Raw genomic sequence first — 23,348 nt, forward strand, 5'->3', positions numbered from 1 at the left:
TTGTCCGACCACTCGGTCCACCGCGGGCGTTCCGGCTTTCCTCGCCGGCTGGACATCGGCGCGCACCGACTGCGCGCCGGGTCAGGCCAGTTCGATCCAGGTCGTCTTCAAGGTCGTGAACTTCTCCAGGCCGTGGAGGCTCCGGTCCGCCCCGTGGCCGGAGAGTTTCCGGCCGCCGAACGGCACCGAGCTGTCGCCCTCCTCGTAGCAGTTGACCCAGACCAGGCCGGCCTGGATCTCCCGTGACAGCCGGTGGGCCCGGGCGAGGTCACCGGTCCAGATCGCGGATCCGAGCCCGAAGTCGGAGTTGTTGGCGATCGCGACGGCCTCCGCGTCGTCGCGGAACGTCGTGACCGCCAGGACGGGGCCGAAGATCTCGTGCTGGGCGAGGCGGCTGTCCTGATCCACGTCCACGAAGACCACCGGGTCCACGTACAGGCCGTCGGTCCTCTTCCGGTCCGACCCGAGGACGGGCCGGGCCCCCTCGGCGATGCCCTTGCGCACCTCGTCCAGGACGTCGTCACGGTGCCGCTCGTACGCCAGCGGCCCCATCGTGGTCTGCGGGTCCAGCGGGTCGCCGATCCTGTGCCGGCCGAGATGGTCCACGACCCTGGCGACCAGGTCGTCGTGGATGTCCTCGTGGACGAGCAGCCGCGAACCGGCCGTGCACATCTGCCCGCTGTTGAAGGAGACCGCCCAGGCGGCCATCCGCGCCGCCTCGTCGAGGTCCGGTGCGTCGGGGAACACGAGGTTGGGGGACTTGCCTCCCAGTTCCAGCCAGACCGGTTTCGCGTTGGACTGCCCGGCGTAGGTCAGCAGTTGCTTTCCGACCTCGGTGGAGCCGGTGAAGGTGACCGTGGCGACGTCGTCGTGCAGTGCCAGCGCCGAGCCGACCGTCGCGCCGCTGCCGGTGAGCACCTGGAGCACGCCGGCGGGCAGGCCCGCCTCGGCAGAGAGCTCCGCCGCGCGCAGGAGGGAGAGGGGCGTCTGTGTGGCGGGCTTGACGACGACGCTGTTCCCCGAGACCAGGGCGGCGGGGATCTTGAACATCGACAGCGTCATCGGGAAGTTCCACGGCGTGATCGCGCCGACCACTCCCAGCGGCTCCCGTGTCACCAGGGCGACGGAGTTGTTGCGGCCCCTCGGGGACTCGTCCATCAGCTTGTCCGCGAGTTCTCCGTACCAGCGGACCGTGTTGATGGCGGTGCGCAGTTCGACGGACCAGGCCACCGTGACCGGCTTGCCCATCTCCAGGGCGACCAGCAGGGCCAGTTCGTCGCGGTGCTGGTCGAGCAGGTCGGCCCAGCGGATCAGCACGGCTCCGCGTTCGCGCGGCTCGAGGCCCGCCCAGACCCGGGACGAGAACGCCTCCTTGGCACCTTGGACGGCCCGGTCCACGTCGTCGCTGTCCGCGCTGGGGACCTCCGCGAAGGACAGTCCGTCGCGTGGACTGATGACCTCGGCCGTCCGGCCCGTCCGCGATGCGGTCCATTCGCCGTCGACCCACATGCCGCGGGGCAGGCTCAGCCGGCTCTTGAGCGCGAGCCAGTCGTCCAGCGACCGCGCGGTGCCCGTCCGTTCCGTGTTCACCACGTCGCGCCTCCCTTCAGTGCGGGGCTGGGGGCGCTCGTCGCCGATACGGCGACGAGCCAGTCGAAGAGGGGGTCCGGCGAGGCCATCCACTCGGGGTGCCACTGCACCCCCACCACCGGGCTGTCGTCGAGCTTGATGGCCTCGACGACGCCGTCCGCGGTGGTGCCCATGACGCTGAGTCCTCGGCCCAGGCGGTCGACGGCCTGGTGGTGCCAGGAGTTGACGACGCGCTGGGGCCCGTAGAGCGTGTGGGCGAGGGTTCCCGGCGTGAAGCTGACGGTGTGCTCGGCCTCGCCGTCGTCCGGTGCGTGGTTCTGGGAAGCGTGGACGATCCGGCCCTCTTCCAGGTGTTCGACGAGGGTGCCGCCGAGCACGACGTTGAGCAGCTGGTGGCCTCGGCAGACGCCGAGGATCGGCACGTTCGCCCGGAGCGCGGCCGTGATCAGGGCCGCCTCGTACTCGTCTCGTGCGAGGTCCGGCACATCGTGGTCCCACCGCGGGTCGGCCGTGGGGTCGACCCGGGCGCTGCCTCCCCATCGGGAGGGGTGGACGTCCTGCCCGCCGGTGACGACGAGTCCGTCGAGGCGTTCGACGACGGCTTCGGCCTCGGCCCGGAAGGGCAGGTTGACCGGGATCCCTCCCGCGGCGGCCACGTTGTCGCCGAACGCGCTGAAGTGCGAGTCGATGAACTGGTGCTGGAAGCGACGGGACGTCCGTTTCACCATGCCCAGGCTCAGCCGGCGGCCCGTTATTCCGATCAGCGGCTTCATGGTCACATCCCTCCGACCCGGGCGACGACGCGAATCTCCTGTCCGGACGCCAAGGCCTTGAATCCGTCGTTGATGGTGGCCAGGTCGCACCGGGCGGTGACGAGGTCGTCGAGCTGGAGCAGACCCACGCGGTTGAAGTGCGCGTACAGCGGGATGTCGACCTTGAAGTGGTTGGAGCCCATGAACGAGCCCTGGATGCGCTTCTCCTCCAGGAACAGCTCCGCCCCTCGGATCTGTACCGGCTGCGAGTCGGGGATCATGCCCATCACGGTGGCGGTGCCGCCCGGCCGGAGCATGGCGAACGCCTGCCCGGCCGTGGCGCCCGAGCCGACCGCCTCGAACGCGTGGTGCACGCCGGTGCCGGTGAGCTCCCGTACCGCCGCGACCGGGTCGCCTTCCCTCGCGTCGACGACGTGGGTCGCGCCGAACCGGACGGCCCGGTCCAGCTTGCCGGGAACGACGTCGATCCCGATGATCTGCGCCGCGCCGGCCAGTCGCGCGGCTTGGACGGCGGCGAAGCCGATCCCGCCGAGGCCGATCACGGCGACGGTCTGCCCGGTGTGCACCGAGGCGCTGTGCAGGACGGCGCCCATGCCCGTGGTGACGGCGCAGCCGAGCACGCTCGCCGTCTCCGGGCGGATGTCGTCCGGGACGGCGACCAGGGCGTTCTTGTGGACGAGGGCCATCTCCGCGAAGGCTCCGATGCCGGCGGTCGGCCGCACCGGCCGGCCGCCGGGCTTGGTCAACCGCGGCCGGTGCCGCTCCTGTTGGAGCCGTGCGCGGTTCACGCACAGGGTCTGTCGCCCGGTCACGCAGTACGCGCAGGTGCCGCAGTGCACGGACAGACACGTCACCACCGTGTCCCCCGGAGCGAACTCCGAGACGCCCGGTCCGACGGCCACGACCCGGCCGACCGCCTCGTGGCCGAGGACGATCGGCGGCTGCGACTCGAAGGTCCCGTCGATCTCGTGCAGGTCCGAGTGGCACAGACCGGCGTACGCCACCTTCACCAGGACCTCGTCCGGTCCGGGATCGTCGATCACGAGCTCTTCGATCTCGAGGGAGCCCGGCGCCGTGTTCAGGACGGCGGCTGCGATCCGGGTGCTCATGCCAGCTCGAAGTATCGGTTGCGCTCCCAGGGCGTGATCCCGCAGTCCGGGTCGCCCCCGCCCATGGTGTGGAAGGACATCCACTCCCAACGGCGCGTGCCGAGCCAGTAGTCGATGAACTCCTGGCCGAGCGCCTCGGGGAGGATCTTGTCGGCCTCCAGTGCGGCGGTGGCCTGGCTGATGCTCGCCGGAATCGTCTCCCCGTCGGGGAGGAACCAGGCCATGCCGGTGAAGGGGGCGGGCGGTTCGAGTTCGTTGCGGACCCCGAAGAGGCCGGCGCCGAGGACGGCCGCGCTGACCAGGTACATGTTGGCGTCCGAACCGGGCACGCGGTACTCGACCCGGGACTGCTTCGGGTGGCCCACGACGGCGCGCACCGCGGTCGTCTTGTTGCCGACTCCCCACGTGACGGTCGTGGGCGGCCCCTCGGCGGGGACGAGCCGGCGATAGGAGGTGATGAAGGGAAGGGCGATCGACGTCGTGCCCGCCATCGCCGGCATCAGGCCGCCGATGAACCGGCGCATGACCGCGGAGGCGCCGTCGGGACTGTAGAAGGCGTTGCCGTCCTGTGTCCCCAGGGAGATGTTCAGGTGCGACGCCTGGCCCCAGGCGTCCGACCACTTGGCCATGAACGTCACGGTCCGCCCGAGCTCGTGGGCCACCTCGCGCATCACCTGGCGGCACCGGGCCCACCGGTCCGCGACCGCGACGACGTCGCCCAGCGCGACGTTGACCTCGACCTGGCCCGCGGCGGCCTCGTCGTTCCAGGCCTCCCAGCCGATGCCGATGTCCCGCAGCCGCTCCTCCACCCGCTCCAGGTACGCGCGCCATTCCGCGTCCTTGGCGAGCACATAGGCGCTGCCGCTGGTGCCGCCGAGCGGGGTGAGGTTCTCGTAGCCCTTGGCGCGGGCTTCGCGTATCGGCTCCTCGAAGACGGTCGCCTCGATCTCGACGGCGGTGTCGACCGTGAAACCGAGTTCCCGGGCGTCGGCCGCGACGCGGCGCAGCAGGTTGCGTGGACAGCAGGAGACCGGGGTGCCGTCCTGGGTCCAGAAGTCGCCGATGACGGCCGCCTTGCCCGGCTTCCACACGCAGATCGTGCCGAGATCGGGGCGAAGGAAGATATCCTCCATTTCGCCGCGCCAGGAAGGAAAGGCCATTCCGACCGCCGGGACACTGTCCAGATCGTTGCCGAACACGACGTCCGCAAAGGCGAATCCCTGCTCGACGCCGTTCAGGAATTTCTCCCGCGACAGGGTCTTTCCGACGAATACGCCGTCGAGGTTGGTCGCCTGGATCTCGACCGAAGTGATGCCGTGTTCACTCAGCCAGCGGTCGAGCTCGTCCCTGGTTGTTTCAGCCACCGAATCTCACCTTCCAGTGCGCGCCGCACATCGCCGACAGTTGCCCCACCCCGCCGACGACCGTGACGCCGAGCGCGAGGCCGAACGCAAAGGAATCACCGCGACCGCTGAACACCGTCGACAGCGCCTCTGCTGGACCGTGCACCTCGTACGCCCCCGAGTCCTTGCCGAAGCGGACCTCCTGCCCCTCTGTCTGGCAGACCACCCGCAGCCCCTCGGGGAACCCCTCCGAGCCCTGGTTCGCCGCCCAGAAGGACGACGCGGCGTCACGCCACGCGGGGAGCGGCGGGTTCAGAAGCTGCTCGACCGCCGAGGCGAGCGGGCCGGGGGTGGCAGCGAGCGCGTACTCGGAGAAGGGCACGAGGGGGATCGCTTCGAGTCCCTCGTCCACGCCGTGGCGCACGTGCACGCCACCGTCCGCGAAGGCCAGGGTCGCGGCCTGGGAGTCGAGCCCCGATCGCAGGGCCACGGTGCCGGTCAGGCCCGAAAGCAGATCACGGAGTTCGGGAATGTCCGCACTCTCGCGCAGGACCCTCGCCAGCGAGAGGACGAGCGGAGTCGGATCCGCCTCGGTCTCTATTCTCACAGCGCCACTCATGGGCACTCACCTCAATCATTCACGGCTGGACACGGGGGCCGGCGACGTTCACGAAATTACGCCCACATGACTGGCTCAGATGACTTAGTCATCTGAGCTGAAGGTAGTGCTGGTAAAGCGTGGGTGTCAACCACATGGCCGCATGGAAAAGGCGCATTCAGCGGCGCTATGCGAAGCGCAGAACACCGTCTTCGAAAGGGGCGCTCAGCAGATTCTTCAATCGCTCGTGGACCTGGGGATTGACCCACGGCTCCCGGTCGCCCTGGGCCGGCATCTCGTCCATGTGGCGCACGAGATAGCCCGAGGAGACGTCCTCGAGCCAGGGCCTTCTCTCCATGCCCCGGTCCTCGTCGCGCAGCACGGGCGTCACGACCGTGGCCCCCAGCTCGTCCATCCTGCTGAGCAACGAGCTCCAGAACCGATTGACCAGCTCGAGGCGGAGCGTCCAGGAGGAGTTGAGGTAGCCGAAGGCCATCAGGAGGTTCGGGACCCCGCTGAACGCGACCCCCTTGTAGGTGAAGGTCTTCGAGAAGTCGACCGGCTCGCCGTCGATGCTGAACCGGATCTTCCCCAGGGTGACGAGTTGCAGGCCGGTCGCGGTCACGATCACGTCGGCCGGCACCTCCTCGCCGGAGGTCATGCGAAGGCCGTCCTCGGTGAAGGTCTCGATGTGCCCCGTCACCACCTCGGCCCTGCCGTCCCGGATGGCGTGGAAGAGGTCCCCGTTGGGCACCAGGCACAGGCGCTGGTCCCAGGGCTCATAGGCCGGGGTGAAGTGCTTCTCCCGGCAGTCGCGGCCGACGATCTGCTCGATGTCGTCGAAGAGGGGCTTCTTGAAGGCCTCGGGGTCCATGCGGGCGAACTGGTACCTCGCCTGCTGGTCCTGGAGGTTGCGCAGCCGGATCCGCTGGAACGCCTCCTGGCTCCCCACGTCCGCGCGCAGCCGGTTGGCCTGCTCGTCGACATCGGAGTCGATGGCCACGTAGGAAGGCGACCGCTGCACCATCGTGACCTTCGACGCGGTCTGCGCGAGGGCCGGAACGAGGGTGATCGCGGTGGCGCCGGAACCGATGACACTGACGCGCTTTCCGGTGCAGTCCAATTCGGCCGGCCACTCCTGCGGATGGACGATCAGTCCGCGGAACGTCTCCTGACCCGGGAACTGCGGCACATGGCCACGGTCGTGGTCGTAGTAGCCCGCGGCCATGTAGAGGAAGGAGCAGGAAACGGACGTACGACCGGTGGGGCCCGCGACCTCCAGGGTCCAGGAGCGGTCGTCATGCGACCAGTCGGCGCCGATGACCCGGTGTTCGAGGCGGATGTGCCGTCTCAGGCCGTATTCGTCGGCGGCCTCGTTCAGGTAGTCGAGGATGGCCTCGCCGGAGGCGATCGACTTCTCGGCGGTCCACGGCTTGAAGCCGTACCCCAACGTGAACATGTCGCTGTCGGACCGGATCCCGGGGTACCGGAACAGGCCCCACGTGCCCCCGATGTCGGCGCGCGCCTCAAGCATCACGAATGACCGTCCGGGATGCTTCGCCTTCAGCTCGACCGCCGCCGCGATACCTGAGAGACCGGCTCCGACGATCACTACGTCGACGTGCTCGATGGTGCGGTCCATAAGTCACTTCCAACCTTGATCACACGATGCGTTTCAGCACGTCGGGCCAGCTCCGCAGCACATGGCCGGGCACCCCGGCCGCCCTTCGACAGGGCATTGCGACGGCCTCGCAAAGTTGAGTAGAGTCACATGACTGGATCTGTTGTCCAAATCATTCGCTCACATTTGGGCCAGCGTCAACCCCAGCCGCGTCGATCTCTTCCTCCTCTTCCTCCGTGGCCGGGAAGGTCCAGCTGCTGCGCACCTCTCGTCGCCGACACGGTGACCTCCCAGCCAAGGAGCAAGGAATGCTGAGCACGATGCAGGACGGGCCGCTGTCACTCGCCAAACTGCTGCGCCACGCGGCCTCCGTGCACGCCGACGCGACCGTCACGACCTGGACGGGTTCGGCGGCGCGCCACCGTACGTTCGGTGAACTCGGCGCACGCGCGGCGCGGTTGGCGAACGCTCTGCGCGGCCTCGGGGTCGGCGGGGCCGACCGGGTGGCCACGTTCATGTGGAACAACACCGAGCACATGGAGGCCTACGCGACGGTCCCCGCCATGGGTGCGGTCCTTCACGCCCTGAACATCCGTCTCTCCCCGGAACAGCTCGTGTTCGTCGCCAACCACGCCGAGGACCGTGTGGTGTTCGTGGACGGGTCGCTCACGTCCGCTTTCGAGGACCTGCTTCCCCGGCTCCGCACCGTGCGCCACGTGATCGTCGTGAACGGTGACGCGGCCGGCCTCCGTGCGCCCCGCGGGGTCGAGGTGCACGGCTACGAGGCGCTCCTCGCGGCTCAGCCCGACGTGTATGACTTCCCGGTGCTCGACGAGCGCTCAGCCGCGGCGATGTGCTACACCTCGGGCACGACCGGGGATCCCAAGGGCGTTGTGTACTCCCACCGTTCGCTCTTCCTGCACGCGATGCACCTGACCACTCCGGCCGCGATGGGGCTGTCGACACGCGACAGGTGCCTGGCGATCGTGCCGATGTTCCATGTCAACGCGTGGAGTCTGCCGTTCACGTCCATGCTCTCCGGGGCGTCGCTCCTCATGCCCGACCGCTTTCTGCAACCCGAGCCGCTGCTCGCCATGATGAAGGCGGAGCGGCCGACCCACGCCGCCGCCGTGCCGGCCATCTGGACGGGGCTCGCCGCCCGGCTCGCCGCCCACCCGCAGGACATCACCCACCTTCGCGAGGTCTTCGTGGGCGGCTCGGCCATGCCGCCCACGCTGATGAAGACCTTCGAGGAGGAGCACCGGGTCAAGGTCGTCCACGCCTGGGGGATGACCGAGACGTCGTCCGTGGGCACGGTCGCCCACCCGCCCGCCGACGCGACGGGGGAAGACCTGTGGCGCTACAGGATGAGCCAGGGCAGGTTCGCGCCGCTGGTGGAGTTCCGCCTCAAGGGCGACGACGGCGCTCCCGTGCCCCACGACGGCGAGTCGCTCGGAGAGCTGGAGGTGAGGGGCCCCTGGATCACGGGGTCCTACTACAGCCCGAGCGATGAACCGGTCGAAGCCGGAGCGTTCGACGACGGATGGCTGCGCACCGGTGACGTCGGCCGGATCAGCCCCGACGGGTTCCTCACCCTCGTCGACCGCGCGAAGGACGTGATCAAGTCCGGCGGCGAATGGATCTCCTCCATCGACATGGAGAACGACATCATGGCGCACCCCTCCGTCGCCGAGGCGGCCGTGTTCGGCGTCCCCGACGAGCGCTGGGACGAACGCCCCTGTGCCGCCGTCGTGTGGAGACCGGGCGAGTCGGCCGATGTCGCGGCCCTGAGAGAACATCTGGCCGGGAACTGGGCCAAGTGGCAGCTCCCGGAACGCTGGGCCGTCGTCGCGGAGATCCCCAGGACCAGCGTGGGGAAGATCGACAAGAAGGTCCTCCGCCGGCAGTACGCCGACGGCCAGCTCTCCTTCGTACCGCTGGACTAGGGCGGCGATCGCCCGGCGGTCGCGCTCTTGACGGTGCTGTTTCCGCGGCCGCTCCCGTGTCCGGAAACGCCGCGCCGTCAGACGGTGTTGCGCTCGCTTTCGTCCAGGAAGGCCTTGAGCATCGCGCAGGCGGTCGCCGTGTCCCGCAGCGCGCGTTCCTTGTCCCCGTTCGTGAGCATCTGCAGCGAGAGGCCGTCGACGACGGCCATCCCGACCCTCATCACGGAGTGCAGCTCGTCGTCCGGGAGTGAGGTGTCGGCCCTGCGCAGGTCGGACTCGGACGACTTGAAGAAGCCCTCGTAGAAGCTGACGGAAAGCTCGGGGTCGTAGCGCTCGGCCCACAGGGTGACCTCGATCATGGCCCGCGCGCGGAGGGGGTTCTCCACGGTCCACTGCATGGCCGACGTCATGCGCCGCTCCATGATCCGCCCCAGGCTCGCGTCCTCGTCCTCGGGCGGATCGGCCTCGATGGGCATCTCTCCGGAGAGCTGGGTGAAGACGGCGAGCAGGAGGTTTTCCTTGTTCTGGAAACAGTAGTGGAGGGAGGCGAGGGGCGCCTTCGCCTCTTCGGCGATCTTCCGGGTGGTGGCCCTGTCGGCGCCCTCGCGAGCGATCACGCGTACAGCCGCCTCGATCAGCTGTTCCCGCCGCGTATCAGCTGACACGTACGCCATCCAGCCCTCCCGGAATTGACTCAGTCATCTGTACTACTTGAACGCTATCACGGCCCTCCTGCCACCGGTTGGGGCGAAAGTGCGCGGTCAGAGCCCCCGGCGGTGATCACGTCCGACGCAGGGGCACGCGCTCGGGAAACGGGTACGCGAGCATCGCGAGGACGCACACGTCCGTGACCGTCGTCGCGTCAGAAAAGGAGTGTGGTGGTGCCCACGGCGATGACCGCGCTCGCCGCCGGCCGGCGTCCCGAGCGCCACCTGTCCTGACATCGCGGGGCAGTTGCCCGGCTCACTGCGGCGCGGCCCGTTCCGTGCGGCCGAACGCCAGCTCCATGACGCGCTGCCAGGTGACGGGCGGCGGGATGTCCGCCACCCCCGGGCGGTCACGCGGCACGAGGACGCGCAGCGCGCCCGGCCGCAGGGTGCAGATCACCGGGGTGGGCATGCGCAGTGCCTCCCCGTCCACCGCGACGGGGATCTCTTCGGCGTCGGCGGCGGTCACCTCGACCCGCGTGGCGCTCAGCACGGTGAGGGCGGGTGACTGCGAGCCCCGGACGGCGAGGCCGGCGGCCTCCGCCGCGTCCTCCACGCGGATCCCGAGCACTCCCAGCCGGTTCTCGTCGAGCCGGGGCCGGCGACCGGCGCCGCTGAGTCCGTCGGGTGAGGTGTACGGGTTGTTGCTGACGAGCAGGGCCTGCTGCGACGAGAGCGGCGTGCCGTCGATGCGCGCGGCGAGCCGTCGCACGCCGTCTCCGAGCAGCAGGTCCGGCATGGCGTCGAACGCGGTGCCCGTCTTGTCGTCCCGGTATTCGGGCCGCTGTACGACGTCGGCGTAGACCCCGAAGGACACGGTGTTGACGAAGGGGCGGCCGGACACGTCCCCGAGGTCGATCCGCAGCTCCTCGCCGTCGGTCAGCGCGTCGAGACAGCGTGAGGGGTCGGCTCGGTCGAGCCCGAGGTCCATGGCGAAGTGGTTGCGGGTGCCCGCGCAGACCACGAGGAAGGGCAGACCGTGCTCGGCGGCGACCCCGGCGGCCAGAGCCTGGGTGCCGTCGCCGCCCGCGACGCCCAGCAGGTCCGCGCCGTCGGCCACGGCCTGCCGGGCGAGTGCCGCCACGTCGGCCGGGGCCGACGGGTCGAGCAGGATCACCTGCGCGCCCAGTTCCCGGGCGCGCTCGACCAGGCCGAAGCGACCGACCTTGCCTCCGCCCGACTTCGGGTTCATGATCAGAACAGGCCGCCGGGGCCGTACCGCGGGCACCGCCGGCATCGCACGCTCCGGGCTCGACCTCCGCAACGCCGCCCGCGCGCACGCCAGCGTCACGGCCCAGCACAGGATCAGGACCAGCGCGGTCAGCCACAGTCCGTCGTACGCGAAGAGCACCAGGACAGCTGCGGGCGCCCCGGCGGCCAGGAGCGCGCCGGCCAGTCGCACGACTCCACGGTGCGCGACGAACCACCACAGGCCCACGGCACAGACGGCAACCCCCAGGAACCCGGCCGCAAGCACCACCAGACCGGCTTCCCCGACGGCCAGGACGAGCACGACCAGCGATCCGATCGCCGCGAGCACGGCCAGACGCGCGCACAGCCGCGCGGCCCCGCCACCGTCGGAGCCCGTCCCACGCGTCCCGCCCATGGCTTCCTCTCCCTGCCCGCCCGACCACGATCCAGGCCCCGGCCAGTCCGTACAGCCTGCCCACCCACGCGTGGGAGGGCATCCGGGCAGTGCCACGAGGCTGAGACGACCGGGGGCGACGGCCCACAAGGATAGCGGCCCTGCCTGCGGCGGCCTTTCCTCCGGACCCGGCCGCCTGCCACCGGCGTGTGCACCGTGCACTGTCCGCCGGGAAAGCAGGTGCCGGGTGTCCTTCTCATCGCGGCCGTGGCTGGCGACAGTGAGGTACGAGGTAACCGCCACAGGCAAAGTCCAGTCGCACTGAGCACGGTGTCGTGGACGTGTCGTCCCAGCGGCCTCGGTCCGGCCGTACGAGGTCGGGGCCACGACCTCTCAGGGCGGAGAGGGAGACACAGAAGACGGAATCCTCTGCTCGCCCTCTTCACACGTCCGGCCGAGGGGACGCCTGTCCCGGTTGATCCGCTGAACGGAAACGGGAACCGGAACGAGGACGTGGGGTGTGCTGCCGAGCACGCCTCGAGGCGAAGCATGAGGCAGGACAGAAACCCCCTCGAAAGGAGATCAGGACAGTATGAGGACCGACGGTACGAAATACACCAACTTCACCGGCTGGATCGACCGGCCGGACGACGTGCGGCCCGCACTGGACGGCGACCTCACCTGTGACATCGCCGTCATCGGCGGCGGCATGGGTGGCATGGCGGCTGCGTTGCGCCTCGCGGAGCGCGACCAGGACGTGGTCCTGCTGGAGGCCGAGTTCTGCGGCTACGGCTCAGCCTCGCGCAACGGCGGTCAGATCGCCGGGGCGCCGGGGGGCGACCTGCGGATGCTCAGCCTCCAGTCCCCGAAGAAGATGCCGATCATGACCAAACTGGCGGAGCACGCGGGCCGCTACGTGGAAGGCCTCATGAAGACGCACGACATCGACTGCGACTACGTGGCGAACGGCCTGGTGTGGGGTGCGGTCTCCCCCGTCATGATGCTCAGGGTGCGCACTCAGGCCGCGATCCTGCGCGCCTTCGGTGGGAACGGGACTGTGGGCAGCCGAGAGGAACTCGGCCTGCCCGTCGGCTTCGTGGGCGGTATGCGGGAGTCCATCGGCGGGATGCTGAACCCGGGCAAGCTCGCTCGCGGTGTGCGTCGCGCGCTGCTCGCCTCCTCGGCCAAGGTCTTCGAGCAGACACGGGTGAGCGATGTCCGGCGGACAGGCGGCACCGTCGAGCTCACGACACCGCACGGCACCGTGCGGGCCAACAAGGTGGTGCTCGCCACCAGCGTCTACGGCGGCGAGTGGGACATCACGCCCAAGAACCTCGCGACGCCGCTGTACGTCATCGAGATCGAGTCGGAACCCATCGCGCCGGAGCGGCTCGCCGAGCTGGACTGGACCAGTCGGTCCGGCATCATCACCCAGCACCAGTTGATGACCCACTACCGGCTCACCGAGCGCAACACCATCGTCTGCGGGGTCCGCCAGCCGCAGCGAGGCCAGACCTACCCGCTCCCGGACCGGGTGCCGGACCCCCGTGTCGTGCAGGACATGGGGAAGGACCTGGCCAACCGCTTCCCGTCCCTGTCCGACGTGGCCATCGAGCGCGCCTGGGGCGGTTGGATCGGCATCAGCCCGGACTGGCTGTCGATCGCCGGTCAGGTGGGCGACAACGTCTTCTACTCGATGGCCTGCAACGGCCACGGCCTCTGCCAGGTGCCGTACGTGGCCCATCAACTCGCCGACTACATCGTCGACGGTGAGATGTCGGAGGACCTCGCCGGGATCTGGTCGGACGCCTCGAAGTACCCGCCGTCGATGTCGCTGCTGATGCAGCCGTTCGTCCTCCGAGCCGTCTGGGGGCTGGACCGGTTCAACGACATGTTCAACGGCAGCAAGACGCTGGCGCGACGGACGCTCCGTGGTCGCAGGCGGCGGGGACTCCTGAAGGCCGGTTCGGGTGGCGCCTGATCCGTGACGGCACGGCGCCCGCAACGACAGGACCCCGCCGAGTCCCACGAAGCAGCCGTCGCCCTCGCACCCCTCCCGATGTGGTCGTCACATGCGACGACGGGACCTGAGGCGCCGTCCGGGCGCGGACGCGGTCCTGTTCCCCTCCCCCGTGCGCTTCCGGTCTCTTCCCCGGGTCAGAAGCCCGGCCACGGTCGCATGGTGTGAGCTCAGCTCGGAGTGCTCGTCACGATGTCGGGCGCGATGTCCAGCACCAGGAGCGCCGCCGCCACATGGGTCGGATTGTCCTCCACCTTGACGGACGAGAGCGGCACGCCCAGACGTCGCAGGGGGTAGCCGTCGGCCACCTCGGCTTCCCTGCCCTCGTACAGGGCCTCGGCGAACCGCGTCTTCACCACGGCGTTGACACGGATCTCCGGGCCGCGGCCAGACCTTTTATCCGAGTCCGACATCGCCTCCGCCGTGGCGTTCCTGGCCTCGGAGGAATCCTCCTGGGTCACCGGCCGCGTGCTCACCGTCGACGGCGGCCTCACGGTCGCCGGCGGCACCGCGTAACAACCTCGCCCACCTCACGAAGGACAGCAATGACTTACCCTCACCTTCCGCCGGAGATCGCGGAGCTGCGTGAGCGCACGCGCCGGTTCATCCGCGAGGTCGTCGTCGACGAGGAGCCCGTACCGAGCGGACGTCTCGACCCGGCCACTCGCGACCGGCTGCAGGCCGCGGCTAAGGATGCAGGCGTCTTCGCTCCGCTCGTGCCGAAGGAGTACGGCGGGCAGGGCCTGCCCATCGAGCACTGGTCGCCGATCCTCCAGGAGGCCGGCTACTCGCCGATCGGTTCCGCCGCACTCAACTGCGTGGCCCCCGACGAGCTCGTCGACAGGGAGCTCGCCAAGACGCTCTCGCCGCGTGTCCAGCGCATGCTCGGCTTCCACTCCCAGTACCCCACGGGCTCTCCCGGCCTGTGGCAGGTCGACTACGCCGACCTGGGCGACTGCCTCGGTCTCTGAGAGCCGGGTCGATCAGAAGCTGCCGCAGCTGCCCGAGGAGCACACGTCATGGCTTTCCCGTACATTCCCACTGTGGGAACCGACGTCGATGCGTTCCTTGGTGAGCTGGCACGCCACCTGAGGCCAGAGGTGAAGAAGCTGGCCGGCCTGCTGCTCCAGCGCCTGAACGGCGAACTCCCCGAGCTGTGGGAGGACGCGGAGATCGCGGCCCTGCCCCTGGAGGAGACCGCCCAGCACGTCACCGCCCCTCTGGACCTCCTGGAGGCCCACCCCGGTGCGAGCGCGCCGGAGGCTCCTCCGGCCGCCTTGGACATAGGTCGCCTCTACGCCCGGCGGGGGCACATGATCCACCTGGCCGCGATGAGGCTGGTCGCGATCGGTTTCGACTACGTGGACCGTTCCTCGGAAGACGTCGTCGCCGCCTACCAGGAAGAACGCGACCAACTGCTGCAGCGTCGGCTCGCCCTCACCGACAGGGCGAGCAAGCGGATCGGGACCACGCTCGACGTCACCCGCACCGCGGAGGAGCTGACGGAGGTCTGCACCGAGGACTTCGCCGGCCTCGTCACCGTCGACCTCTTCGACTCCGCCCTCGACGAAACGGGCACGGGCTCACCGGAGGCTCTGACGCAGCGCCGAGTCGCCCAGCGCTCCGTCCTCGACGGCTGCCCGGAGTGCCTGCTCCGCGTCGGTGAGGCCCACGCCTACCCCGACGACTCGGAACCGGTTCGCGCGCTGACCACCGGACGATCCGTCCTGCACCACATCACGGGGATCGAGATGCCCGCGTGGGTGGCGCCGTCGGAGTCCCACGGCCGAGTACTGCGCGACCTCGGCCTCCACTCCGTTCTCCTGTGCCCTTGCACGCCCGCGGGGACACCCTTGGCCTGGTGCAGTTCGTACGCCATCGCACCTCGGTCCCTTTCGACGACGGCGATCTCCTGCTGGCGCAGGAGATCGTCTCCAGGGCGGCGGTGTCCATCGACAACGCCCGCCGATACACCCATGAGCGTTCCACCGCGCTCACCCTCCAGCGGACCCTGCTGCCGCGGCACACGGTGAAAGAGCCGGCCGTCGAAACGGCTTCGCGTTACCTGCCCGCCGGGTCCCGCGCCGACGTGGGCGGTGACTGGTACGACGTCATCCCCTTGTCCGGGGGCCGCGTCGCGCTGGTCGTCGGCGACGTGGTCGGTCACGGCCTGCGCGCCGCCGCCACCATGGGCCGGCTCCGTACAGCCGTCCGCGCCTTCGCCGACATCGACCTCATGCCCGATGAACTCCTCACCCATCTGGACGACGTGGTCATCCGCATGCAGCGCGAGGAGTCGCCGGCCGAGGGCGAGACCAGCGCCACCTGCCTGTACGCGATCTACGACCCCGTCTCCCGCCGGTGCTCCCTCGCCAGTGCCGGCCATGTCCCACCGACCGTGGCGACCCCCTCGACGGTCGGCGAGGCCACGGGACCTCCAGGGTGGTCGGGTTGCCGGAGGTACCGATCGGACCGCCCCTCGGCCTGGGCGGGCTCCCTTTCGAGACGACCGAGTTCGAGCTGCCGGAGAACAGCCTGCTGGTCCTGCACACCGATGGGCTGATCGCCGGCCGCACGCGTGACATGGACCTCGGACTCGCCGCGCTGCACGATGTCCTCACCTCGGCGCCGGACTCGCTGGAGGAGATCTGCGACTGGCTGCTGGCCGCACTGCTGCCCGGCCGCCCCGCCGATGACGTCGCCTGCTCGTCGCCCGGACCCACACCCTCGACCCGGACCACGTCGCCACGATGGACCTCCCGTCCGATCCGGCAGCCGTGTCCGGGGCCCGCCGCTTCGCCTCCGACGTCCTGGCGTCCTGGGAGCTGGAAGATCTTTCCTTCACCACGGAGCTGGTCGTCAGCGAACTGGTGACGAACGTGATCCGCTACGGCAAGAGCCCCATCCAGCTACGACTGATCCTTCAGTCGACCGCTCACCTGCGAGGTCTCCGACGCCAGCAGCACCGCCCCGCATCTGCGCCGCGCCCGGACCTTCGACGAAGGCGGCCGCGGCCTGCTCCTCGTGGCCCAGTGCACCGAACGCTGGGGCACGCGACACGGTCGCGAGGGAAAGGTCATCTGGGCCGAGCAGGTCCTCCCCACGGACAGCGCGACGGCCATCGAAGGAGCATAACGCCCGGTACGTGCCGACTTGATCGATCGACTAAGTCGATATAGTGGACGCATGGCTCATGTTTCCGCCGCTGAGCGCCGCCCCCAGCTGATCAAGGCGGCCATCGACCTCATGACCCGGGAGGGCGTCGCCGCGGGGAGCACCCGCGCCATCGCCGCGGAACTGGGTGTCGCACAGGCCACCGTCCACTACACCTTCGGGACGAAGGAGGACCTGTACCGCGCGGTCATGGACCAGATCACCGACGAGTTGGTCGCGCAGGTGCAGCGGGCGGCGCCGGAGGAAGCGGGCTTCGAAGAGACCTTCAGCGCCCTGGCGGGCGCCCTGTGGGGCACCGTGCGCGAGCCGTCGTCACACCATCAGCTGCTCAGCGAGCTGACCATGTTCGCCCTGCGCGTGCCCGGTCTCAACGAGGCCCGGCAGAGCCACTACCGGCGGGTCGTAGAGGTGACCTCGCAGGTGATCACGGAGACGGCGGAGAGGACGGGGCAGGAACTGGCCGAGTCCCCGGAGACGGTGGCACGGTTCTTCCTCTCCGGCTTCGACGGACTCACCATGCAGGTCCTCCTGTGCCTGCCGGACGAGGCCACCGAGCGGACGGGCCTCAGGGCGCTCGTGGCCGCGACCGTGGCCCTGGCCAGGGGGGACCTCGGCCTCCCGGACGTATCGATGGCCTGACACGATGCGAAAACGCTCGTGGGCGCACCTTTCCGGGTGCGCCCACGAGCATGTCGCCTGCTCGCGAGAATCAGCCGGCCCAGACATCCTCGACGTAGCGTCCGGTCCCGACGAGCGCGGCGAGCCATGCCACGGCCCGCTCATCACTCGCACCGGTCCGCTCGCGGTAGATCGCCATGAACGCTTCCCGTACGGCGGGCGCCATGCGACGGCCGTCGCCACAGATGTAGACGCGCCCACCGGCCTCCAGGACCGCCCACACCTCCTCGCTCTCGCGGGCGATGCGCTCCTGGACGAAGCGGGCGCCGTTCTCGGGCGCATGCATGAACGTGGGGCGCATGCTGACGGCGCCGGCCGCCTCCGCCGCCGCGAACTCCTCCCGGTGCAGGAAGTCCACGTCGGGGTGGTCGCAGCCGAAGTAGCAGAGCAGGGTGCCGGTCGAACCGGTGTGGTGGCGATCGAGGACCGCGCCACGGAAGGGCGCGAGGCCGGTGCCCGCGCTGACCAGGATCACCGGCACGGAGGTGTCCTCGGGGAGGCGGAAGGACTCGCTGCACGGCAGGACCCGGGCCTGGATCACGTCACCCGCGTTCACGGTCTGCAGGAAGTGCGAGGCGATGCCCCGGAAAGTGCCCTCCCCCGACCTGTGGGGCGCGGCGAGCAGCGACACCATCAGGTCGACCTCGCCGGGCTGGGCCGCAGCGGACGACGAGATGGAGTAGTGCCGGGGACGCAGGACCGGCAGCAGCTCCAGGAAGCGCTCGAAGGGCAGCTCGCACGCGCGGTAGCGCTCCAGGAGGTCCAGGACGCTGAGCCCAACGACGGTCACCTGCTCCCTGAAGGTCTCGGGATCGGCGGTGGCGAAGGCGGTGAGCGGCTGCTTCTCGGGCGGGCAGGAGGTGTGCTCGGCGAGCACGGCGACCTGCTCCTGGGTGGCCGCGTCCTGGAGCTCGACGAAGTCGGTGAGCAGGCGGCGCAGGGTCAGCGGCCGGTCGACGGGCAGGGCGCCCCGGCTCCGGCGGCGGGCGCGCAGCCGGACGGTGCGGTCCAGGTCGAGGCCGAAGCGGTCGGCGACGCGCTGGACGAGAGCCTCGGGATTGCTGGGCAGGACGGCCAGGTGGTCGGCGGTGCGGTAGGTGACGCCTTCGGGCAGCCGGAGCCGCAGGAACCGCTTGGAGCGGCCCAGTTCGTGGTCGGTGTCGACGAGTTCGTACGCTTCGAGGACCTCCATCGGCTGGACACCGTGGCGCTCGGCGAGACCGCCGAGGACCGACTCCGAGGTGTCCTCCAGCTCGTACAGCCCTTCCCCTTCCGCTTCCCCCTCGGGTGCGGGGCCGGCCGCTTCACCGGCGACCGCCTCGCCGTACTCCTCCAGGAGTGCCTTCCACAGGTCCTCCGTCCACTGGTCGACCGCTCCGCCGAAGTCACCGGAGGCGTCGGCGCTGCCGCGCTCCAGCAGGGGGACGGCACCGGCGGCGGCCAGGCGCTCGTCGATCAGGGTGGGGATCCGCTGGTAGGTGGCCGCCCAGTTGCGGTCGCCGACACCGAGGACGGCGTACCTCAGCCCGGTGAGCGAGCCGGGGGCGAGGTTCTCCAGCGAGGCGACGAACTCGGCGGCGTCGTCGGTGGGGCGGCCGTTGTAGGAAGCGGCGACGATGACGACGGGGCCCTCGTTCCCGGCCAGCCTCTCCGTGTACGCGTCGAGGGAGGCGACGGACGGGGTGAAGCCGTGCTCCTCGCCGTCCGCGCCGAGGTCGCGGGCGATGCCGGCGCAGGTGCCGAGGTTGGAGCCGTGCAGCAGGGTCAGCGCGGTGCCGCTCGCCCGGCGCGTCACGGCCGCGGTCCGGCCCGCGGCCGGGCCCGCCGCCGTCGCGGCGGGCAGGCGCCGTTCGTCGCTGGTGCGGCGGGCGAGCCGCAGGCTGAACCCGTCGGGCTTGATGGTCAGCGTCGACTTGATCTTCAGCTGGTAGTCGGTGTGGTCGATCAGGCGGTAGCGGTGCACCAGCAGGCCGAGCAGCAGGGTGGCCTCGTGCAGCGCGAACTGGCGGCCGATGCAGGCCCGTTCGCCGTTGCCGAACGGCTTGAAGGCATGGACCGAGCGGGCCGCCTCCCGCTCGGGAGTGAAGCGCTCGGGATCGAACAGCTCGACGTTCTCCCCCCAGGCGGCGTCGCGGTGAAGAGCCGAAGTGATCACCATCAGCGACTCCCCCTTGCGTACGGGGTACTTGCCGCCGATGACAGTGTCCTCGATCGGCTCGACGGCGTACGCGGGCGCCGTCGGCCACAGCCGCAGGCTCTCGTTGAGCACCTGGCGGATGTAGGTGAGCTTGCCGATGTCACCGTACTGGGGGTCCGGGGATTCGGTGTCACCCCACAGAGAGTCCGCCTCGGCCTGGGCCCGTGCGAGCACCTCCGGATGCTTGGTCAGGTAGTACAGGGCGAAGGAGAGCGCGCCGCTGGTGGTCTCGTGGCCGGCGATCAGAAACGTGATCACCTGGTGCCGTATGTTGACGTCGTCCAGGGGCTCGCCCGTGACGGGGTCCTTCGTGTTCAGCATCAGCCCCATCAGGTCGTCCGTGCTGGTGTCGCCGGAGGCGCGGCGCTCCCTGATCACGTCGTCGACGAGGTCCGTCATCAGGTCGATGTCCGCGCGGAACTGCTCGACCTTCTTCCTCTTGAACAGCTCGGAGCCCGGGATCGACTCGCCCTTCTCCTGGGCGAAGACGAGGGCCCGGGCCATCGCCTCGACGAAGGGGTGCAGGTCGTCGCGGCGGAAGGACTGGAAGTCGTAGCCGAAGCCGCACAGGCCGATCGTGTCGAAGGTCAGCCGGGTCATCTCGTCGGGCACGTCCACCGACTGCACGTCGGCCAGCCGGTCCCACTTGTCGATCAGCGAGCGGGCGACCTTGAGCATGGGGTCGTGGTAGCTGCGCATCGCGCCGAGGGAGAACGCGGGCATCAGGATGTCGTGGGCCTTGCGCCAGTTCGGTTCGTGGTTGTAGGCGGTGAACAGACCGTCCCCGGCCAGTGCCCGGACCTCGACCAGGTCGGCATGGACGTGCTTGCGGAAGCGGGTCTCGTCCGACAGTTCGGTCACGAGGTCCAGACCGCCGACCATGACGGTCTCCCTCCCGAAGAGCCGCAGCCGGTACACGGGCCCGAATTCCCTGAACTCCTTCAGCAGGTAGGCCAGGAAGTCCGCGCCCGCCGGAACGTTGAACGCGTGGCCTACGAGGGGCAGCGGGGGGCGCTCGGGGATCGCCCGCGCCGCACCTACGGACACCTGAGTCATGAGCGTGCCTTTCGTTGCATTCCAGCAGTCACCCACCAACTTACATGCGACTTTGTCGGGTGAACATGTCGAGCGACTGTATTGATCGACACAGTCATGCGGAGGAACTCGACACCTTCCCCGAACGTCCAGCGGAAGCGGCTTGACAGGCGACCTCGTCACTAGACACGGTTGAGCGATATGGTCACTCGACCATGTCGAGCGCATGAGCTGCGTGCGCGCTTCTCACCGAGCACATCGAGGTTTCCGCATGAACACCATGCTGGCCGGACGGCTGCGCCTGGACACCCTCACCTTCGCCGTCGAAGAGGTTCCGATCCCGGTTCCCGGCCCGGGCGAGGTCCTCGTCGAGGTGCGGGCGGCCGGCGTCTGCCTGTCCGACATCCATCTGATCGACGGCAGCCTGAGCCCCTTCTACCCCGTCGACGCCGTCAAGGACTCCGGCGCCATCACCCCCGGCCACGAGGTGGCCGGCGTCGTCCACACCGTCGGCCCCGACGTGAAGGGCGACTGGACCCCCGGCCGGCGGGTCGTGCTCCAGGCCGGACAGGCGTGCGGCGACTGCGCCGACTGCCTGCGCCACATGCTCTGCCGCCGGCCCCTGACCCGAGGAGTGGACTACGACGGGGGTTGGGCGCAGTACGCCCTCGCCCGAGAGGACACCCTGCTCCCCATCCCGGACCACCTGCCGTTCGACCAGGCCGCGATCATCCCAGACGCCGTCTCCACCCCGTACGCCGCGATCGTGGACACCGGCGCGGTCCGCCCCGCGCAGGCCGTCGGTATCTGGGGAGCCGGGGGCCTCGGCGCCCACGGCATCCGGCTCGCCCGCCTGGTCGGCGCCGCCCCCGTCATCGCCGTCGACCCGCTGCCCTCCGCCCGTGAGCGCGCCCTCCTCTTCGGAGCCGATCACGCGCTCGATCCCATGGCCGGAGACTTCGCCGAGGCGGTGCGCGAGGCCACGGCAGGTCGCGGCATCGACGTCGCCTTCGACTTCGCCGGCGTCGGAGCGGCCCGCGCCCAGGCCACCACAGTGCTCGGCCCGAACGGCGTCCTGGTACTCGCCGGCCTCACCCCGGAGCCGGTCACCGTCGCCGACAGCATCGACTTCTGCTTCAACGCCCGGCAGATCCGCGGACACTACGGCTCCGAGCCGGAGCACGTGGAACAGCTCGTCGGACTGGCCGCCGCCGGACGGATCGACCTCGGCCCCTCCGTCAGCGCCCACGTTCCCCTGGCCGAAGCCGCGGACGCCGTCGCCCGGCTGGAGAAGAAGATCGGAGACCCGATCCGCCTCGTGCTCACCCCCTGAGCGGTGAGGGTGGTGGCCGGCTCACCCCGCACGGCGCGGACGATCCGGCCCCCGCCCCCACCGTCCGAGGATCAAGAGCACCTCGTCAGGCGCCCTGCCCGCCGGTCGAGGTCACGTCCGCTGGAGTGGTGTATCGACGGTCACTCGGTGATCTCGTGTTGAGGCTATGCGGTGAGTTCGGTGGGCAGGGTGGTGTCGTCGGGTTCTGACTCGATCGGGTGGAGGCGGGCCTTGGCGAGGAGTTCGCGGCCCATGTAGCGGCGGGCCTCGGTCCACTCGTCGTTCTGCTCGGCCAGGACCGCGCCGACGAGCCGGATGACGGCGGTGCGGTCGGGGAAGACGCCGACCACGTCGGTGCGGCTGGGGGCACCTCCCGCGGCGCAGCCGTGGGGGAGGATCTCCTTGTTCAACCGTTCCTGTGGGTTGTTCGACCAGATCTGCCGCCAGATCTCCCGCGGGAAGGCGGTGAAGGCCAGCAGGTCGTGCTGGGCGGCGTCCAGGTGGGCTGCTGCCTTGGGGAACTTGGCCTCCAGGGCGTCCAGGACGTGCCGCATCTGGGCCTTCACGGCGTCGGTGTCGGGCTGTTCGAAGACGGTCCGTAGAAGCGTTGCCACCCAGGGCTGGGCCGACTTCGGCACCTGGCTCAGCAAGTTCCTCGCGATGGGGGCACCGCCCGCGCCCGTTCAGGGCGTGGGGGAGGGTGCGACAGCGCTGCCAGGAGGCGCCGGGCAGCACCGCGCCGATCGCGTCCACCAGGCCGGCACGGGCGTCGGAGACGACCAGCCGGACGCCTGACAGACCGCGGGCGATCGGGGAACGCAGGAAGGCCAGCCAGCCGGCGCCGTCCTCGGCGGTGGCCACGTCCAGGCCGAGGATCTCGCGGTGTCCGGCGGTGTTGACGCCGACCGCGATCAGCGCATGCACGTTGACGATGCGACCACCCTCGCGGACTTTCTGCGTCAGTGCGTCGATCCAGACAAACGAGTACGGTCCGGCGTCCAGGGGCCGGTTGCGGAAGGCGGTGACCTGCTCGTCCAGGTGCTTGGCCATCGCACTGACCTGGGTCTTCGACAGCTGTGTCACCCCGAGGGACTCGGCGAGCTTCTCCACTCTGCGGGTGGAGACGCCGAGGAGGCAGGCGGTGGCGACCACCGAGATCAATGCCTGTTCGGCCCGGCGGCGTTGCTCGAGGAGCCAGTGCGGGAAGTAGCTGCCCTGCCTCAGCTTGGGAACGGCGAGCTCGACGGTCCCGGCCCTCGTGTCCCACTCGCGCGGGCGATAGCCGTTGCGGTGGTTGCCCCTCTCGTCGCTGACCTGCCCGTATTCGGCGTTGCAGAGGGCGTCGGCCTCGGCGGACATGAGGGCGTCAGCGAACGTTTTGATCATCGCGCGCAGCAGATCGGGACTCGCCGCGGCGAGATTCTCCTCGGCGAGGGCGTGCAGGGGCAAACTGTCGGGTGCGGTCATCGTGCTGATCTCCTTCGAGCGTCGACACCTCGAAGATCAGCCGGTGGCCGTTCTCATATCCGAGCCCTCACTCCGACGCCAGGCCAAACGCCCGGATCAGGTGGGAACCCGTACACCACTTCCAAGGACGCAACCGACGTCTCTGGACGGTCTCTGCAACCTGCGTCATGTG

The 23,348-nt window shown here is 69.8% G+C and carries 18 protein-coding genes and 2 pseudogenes; 9 read left to right on the plus strand and 11 right to left on the minus strand.

Annotated features, from left to right (window positions below):
• Positions 1-81 precede the first annotated feature (81 nt).
• The 6 genes from KUM32_RS02375 to KUM32_RS02400 form a co-directional block, all read right to left on the minus strand.
• Positions 82-1,509: an aldehyde dehydrogenase family protein gene (locus tag KUM32_RS02375; RefSeq protein ID WP_217140143.1), complete on the minus strand. Its 1,428-nt coding sequence runs from the start codon at positions 1,507-1,509 to the stop codon at positions 82-84.
• Positions 1,510-1,586: 77 nt separating this feature from the next.
• Complete coding sequence (locus tag KUM32_RS02380) at positions 1,587-2,363, minus strand: gamma-glutamyl-gamma-aminobutyrate hydrolase family protein (protein WP_217140070.1); 777 nt, start codon at positions 2,361-2,363, stop codon at positions 1,587-1,589.
• Positions 2,364-2,365: 2 nt separating this feature from the next.
• The gene (locus KUM32_RS02385) at positions 2,366-3,472 is read right to left on the minus strand and encodes a Zn-dependent alcohol dehydrogenase (protein WP_217140071.1); all 1,107 of its coding nucleotides are present in this window, start codon (positions 3,470-3,472) and stop codon (positions 2,366-2,368) included.
• Positions 3,469-4,836 (minus strand): glutamine synthetase, encoded by a 1,368-nt coding sequence (locus tag KUM32_RS02390; protein WP_308408573.1) that lies wholly within the window; start codon positions 4,834-4,836, stop codon positions 3,469-3,471. The genes KUM32_RS02385 and KUM32_RS02390 overlap by 4 nt, the downstream gene beginning before the upstream one ends.
• Positions 4,829-5,434, minus strand: coding sequence for a hypothetical protein (locus KUM32_RS02395; RefSeq protein WP_217140072.1), 606 nt, complete (start codon positions 5,432-5,434; stop codon positions 4,829-4,831). Before KUM32_RS02395 ends, KUM32_RS02390 begins: the two co-directional genes overlap by 8 nt.
• 166 nt (positions 5,435-5,600) lie before the next feature.
• Positions 5,601-7,055 carry an NAD(P)/FAD-dependent oxidoreductase gene (locus KUM32_RS02400; protein ID WP_217140073.1) on the minus strand — a complete coding sequence of 485 codons (1,455 nt, stop codon included), beginning with the start codon at positions 7,053-7,055 and terminating at the stop codon, positions 5,601-5,603.
• Between the two features lie 287 nt (positions 7,056-7,342).
• Between KUM32_RS02400 and KUM32_RS02405 the strand changes: the two genes are divergently transcribed.
• Positions 7,343-8,980 carry a long-chain fatty acid--CoA ligase gene (locus KUM32_RS02405; protein WP_217140074.1) on the plus strand — a complete coding sequence of 546 codons (1,638 nt, stop codon included), beginning with the start codon at positions 7,343-7,345 and terminating at the stop codon, positions 8,978-8,980.
• A gap of 77 nt (positions 8,981-9,057) precedes the next feature.
• On the opposite strand, the gene KUM32_RS02410 is transcribed toward KUM32_RS02405, so the two are convergent.
• Positions 9,058-9,654 carry a TetR/AcrR family transcriptional regulator gene (locus KUM32_RS02410; RefSeq protein WP_217140075.1) on the minus strand — a complete coding sequence of 199 codons (597 nt, stop codon included), beginning with the start codon at positions 9,652-9,654 and terminating at the stop codon, positions 9,058-9,060.
• Positions 9,655-9,943: 289 nt separating this feature from the next.
• Positions 9,944-11,293 carry a diacylglycerol kinase family protein gene (locus KUM32_RS02415; protein ID WP_217140076.1) on the minus strand — a complete coding sequence of 450 codons (1,350 nt, stop codon included), beginning with the start codon at positions 11,291-11,293 and terminating at the stop codon, positions 9,944-9,946.
• A gap of 571 nt (positions 11,294-11,864) precedes the next feature.
• On the opposite strand from KUM32_RS02415, the gene KUM32_RS02420 reads away from it, so the two are divergent.
• Positions 11,865-13,253, plus strand: coding sequence for an FAD-binding oxidoreductase (locus tag KUM32_RS02420; protein WP_217140077.1), 1,389 nt, complete (start codon positions 11,865-11,867; stop codon positions 13,251-13,253).
• Positions 13,254-13,462: 209 nt separating this feature from the next.
• On the opposite strand, the pseudogene KUM32_RS45175 reads toward KUM32_RS02420, so the two are convergent.
• Positions 13,463-13,672, minus strand: a pseudogene (locus tag KUM32_RS45175) (hypothetical protein); the annotation flags it as partial.
• Positions 13,673-13,715: 43 nt separating this feature from the next.
• Here KUM32_RS45175 and KUM32_RS02430 point away from each other — a divergent pair.
• The 6 genes from KUM32_RS02430 to KUM32_RS02450 all read left to right on the plus strand — a co-directional run bounded on the left by KUM32_RS02430 (position 13,716) and on the right by KUM32_RS02450 (position 17,105).
• Positions 13,716-13,808 carry a hypothetical protein gene (locus KUM32_RS02430; RefSeq protein WP_374227476.1) on the plus strand — a complete coding sequence of 31 codons (93 nt, stop codon included), beginning with the start codon at positions 13,716-13,718 and terminating at the stop codon, positions 13,806-13,808.
• Between the two features lie 29 nt (positions 13,809-13,837).
• Positions 13,838-14,263, plus strand: coding sequence for an acyl-CoA dehydrogenase family protein (locus tag KUM32_RS02435; RefSeq protein ID WP_254404906.1), 426 nt, complete (start codon positions 13,838-13,840; stop codon positions 14,261-14,263).
• Between the two features lie 48 nt (positions 14,264-14,311).
• On the plus strand, positions 14,312-15,325 hold the full coding sequence (locus KUM32_RS44870; RefSeq protein ID WP_308408574.1) for a hypothetical protein: 1,014 nt from the start codon (positions 14,312-14,314) through the stop codon (positions 15,323-15,325).
• A complete protein-coding gene (locus tag KUM32_RS44875; RefSeq protein ID WP_308408575.1) occupies positions 15,322-15,855 on the plus strand; it encodes a PP2C family protein-serine/threonine phosphatase in 534 nt (177 codons plus the stop codon). The genes KUM32_RS44870 and KUM32_RS44875 overlap by 4 nt, the downstream gene beginning before the upstream one ends.
• The gene (locus KUM32_RS44880) at positions 15,744-16,166 is read left to right on the plus strand and encodes a SpoIIE family protein phosphatase (protein ID WP_308408576.1); all 423 of its coding nucleotides are present in this window, start codon (positions 15,744-15,746) and stop codon (positions 16,164-16,166) included. The genes KUM32_RS44875 and KUM32_RS44880 overlap by 112 nt, the downstream gene beginning before the upstream one ends.
• 312 nt (positions 16,167-16,478) lie before the next feature.
• The gene (locus KUM32_RS02450) at positions 16,479-17,105 is read left to right on the plus strand and encodes a TetR/AcrR family transcriptional regulator (protein ID WP_217140078.1); all 627 of its coding nucleotides are present in this window, start codon (positions 16,479-16,481) and stop codon (positions 17,103-17,105) included.
• Between the two features lie 70 nt (positions 17,106-17,175).
• Here the strand turns inward: KUM32_RS02450 and KUM32_RS02455 are convergent, their stop codons facing one another.
• Complete coding sequence (locus tag KUM32_RS02455) at positions 17,176-20,397, minus strand: bifunctional cytochrome P450/NADPH--P450 reductase (protein ID WP_217140079.1); 3,222 nt, start codon at positions 20,395-20,397, stop codon at positions 17,176-17,178.
• Between the two features lie 250 nt (positions 20,398-20,647).
• Between KUM32_RS02455 and KUM32_RS02460 the strand changes: the two genes are divergently transcribed.
• Positions 20,648-21,709: a zinc-binding dehydrogenase gene (locus tag KUM32_RS02460; protein WP_217140080.1), complete on the plus strand. Its 1,062-nt coding sequence runs from the start codon at positions 20,648-20,650 to the stop codon at positions 21,707-21,709.
• A 164-nt stretch (positions 21,710-21,873) separates the two neighbouring features.
• On the opposite strand, the pseudogene KUM32_RS02465 reads toward KUM32_RS02460, so the two are convergent.
• A pseudogene (locus KUM32_RS02465) lies at positions 21,874-23,176 on the minus strand (IS256 family transposase).
• Positions 23,177-23,348: the final 172 nt, after the last annotated feature.

The organism is Streptomyces sp. AC627_RSS907 (genome assembly GCF_019049165.1).

Bases quoted from the DNA above. Each gene is read 5' to 3' on its own strand.
- KUM32_RS44870 (WP_308408574.1), top strand. From the start codon at position 14,312: ATGGCTTTCCCGTACATTCCCACTGTGGGAACCGACGTCGATGCGTTC.
- KUM32_RS02400 (WP_217140073.1), bottom strand. From the start codon at position 7,055: ATGGACCGCACCATCGAGCACGTCGACGTAGTGATCGTCGGAGCCGGT.
- KUM32_RS02415 (WP_217140076.1), bottom strand. From the start codon at position 11,293: ATGGGCGGGACGCGTGGGACGGGCTCCGACGGTGGCGGGGCCGCGCGG.
- KUM32_RS02455 (WP_217140079.1), bottom strand. From the start codon at position 20,397: ATGACTCAGGTGTCCGTAGGTGCGGCGCGGGCGATCCCCGAGCGCCCC.
- KUM32_RS02420 (WP_217140077.1), top strand. From the start codon at position 11,865: ATGAGGACCGACGGTACGAAATACACCAACTTCACCGGCTGGATCGAC.
- KUM32_RS02375 (WP_217140143.1), bottom strand. From the start codon at position 1,509: ATGTGGGTCGACGGCGAATGGACCGCATCGCGGACGGGCCGGACGGCC.
- KUM32_RS02405 (WP_217140074.1), top strand. From the start codon at position 7,343: ATGCTGAGCACGATGCAGGACGGGCCGCTGTCACTCGCCAAACTGCTG.
- KUM32_RS02395 (WP_217140072.1), bottom strand. From the start codon at position 5,434: ATGAGTGGCGCTGTGAGAATAGAGACCGAGGCGGATCCGACTCCGCTC.
- KUM32_RS02460 (WP_217140080.1), top strand. From the start codon at position 20,648: ATGAACACCATGCTGGCCGGACGGCTGCGCCTGGACACCCTCACCTTC.
- KUM32_RS02435 (WP_254404906.1), top strand. From the start codon at position 13,838: ATGACTTACCCTCACCTTCCGCCGGAGATCGCGGAGCTGCGTGAGCGC.
- KUM32_RS02450 (WP_217140078.1), top strand. From the start codon at position 16,479: ATGGCTCATGTTTCCGCCGCTGAGCGCCGCCCCCAGCTGATCAAGGCG.
- KUM32_RS02385 (WP_217140071.1), bottom strand. From the start codon at position 3,472: ATGAGCACCCGGATCGCAGCCGCCGTCCTGAACACGGCGCCGGGCTCC.
- KUM32_RS02410 (WP_217140075.1), bottom strand. From the start codon at position 9,654: ATGGCGTACGTGTCAGCTGATACGCGGCGGGAACAGCTGATCGAGGCG.
- KUM32_RS02380 (WP_217140070.1), bottom strand. From the start codon at position 2,363: ATGAAGCCGCTGATCGGAATAACGGGCCGCCGGCTGAGCCTGGGCATG.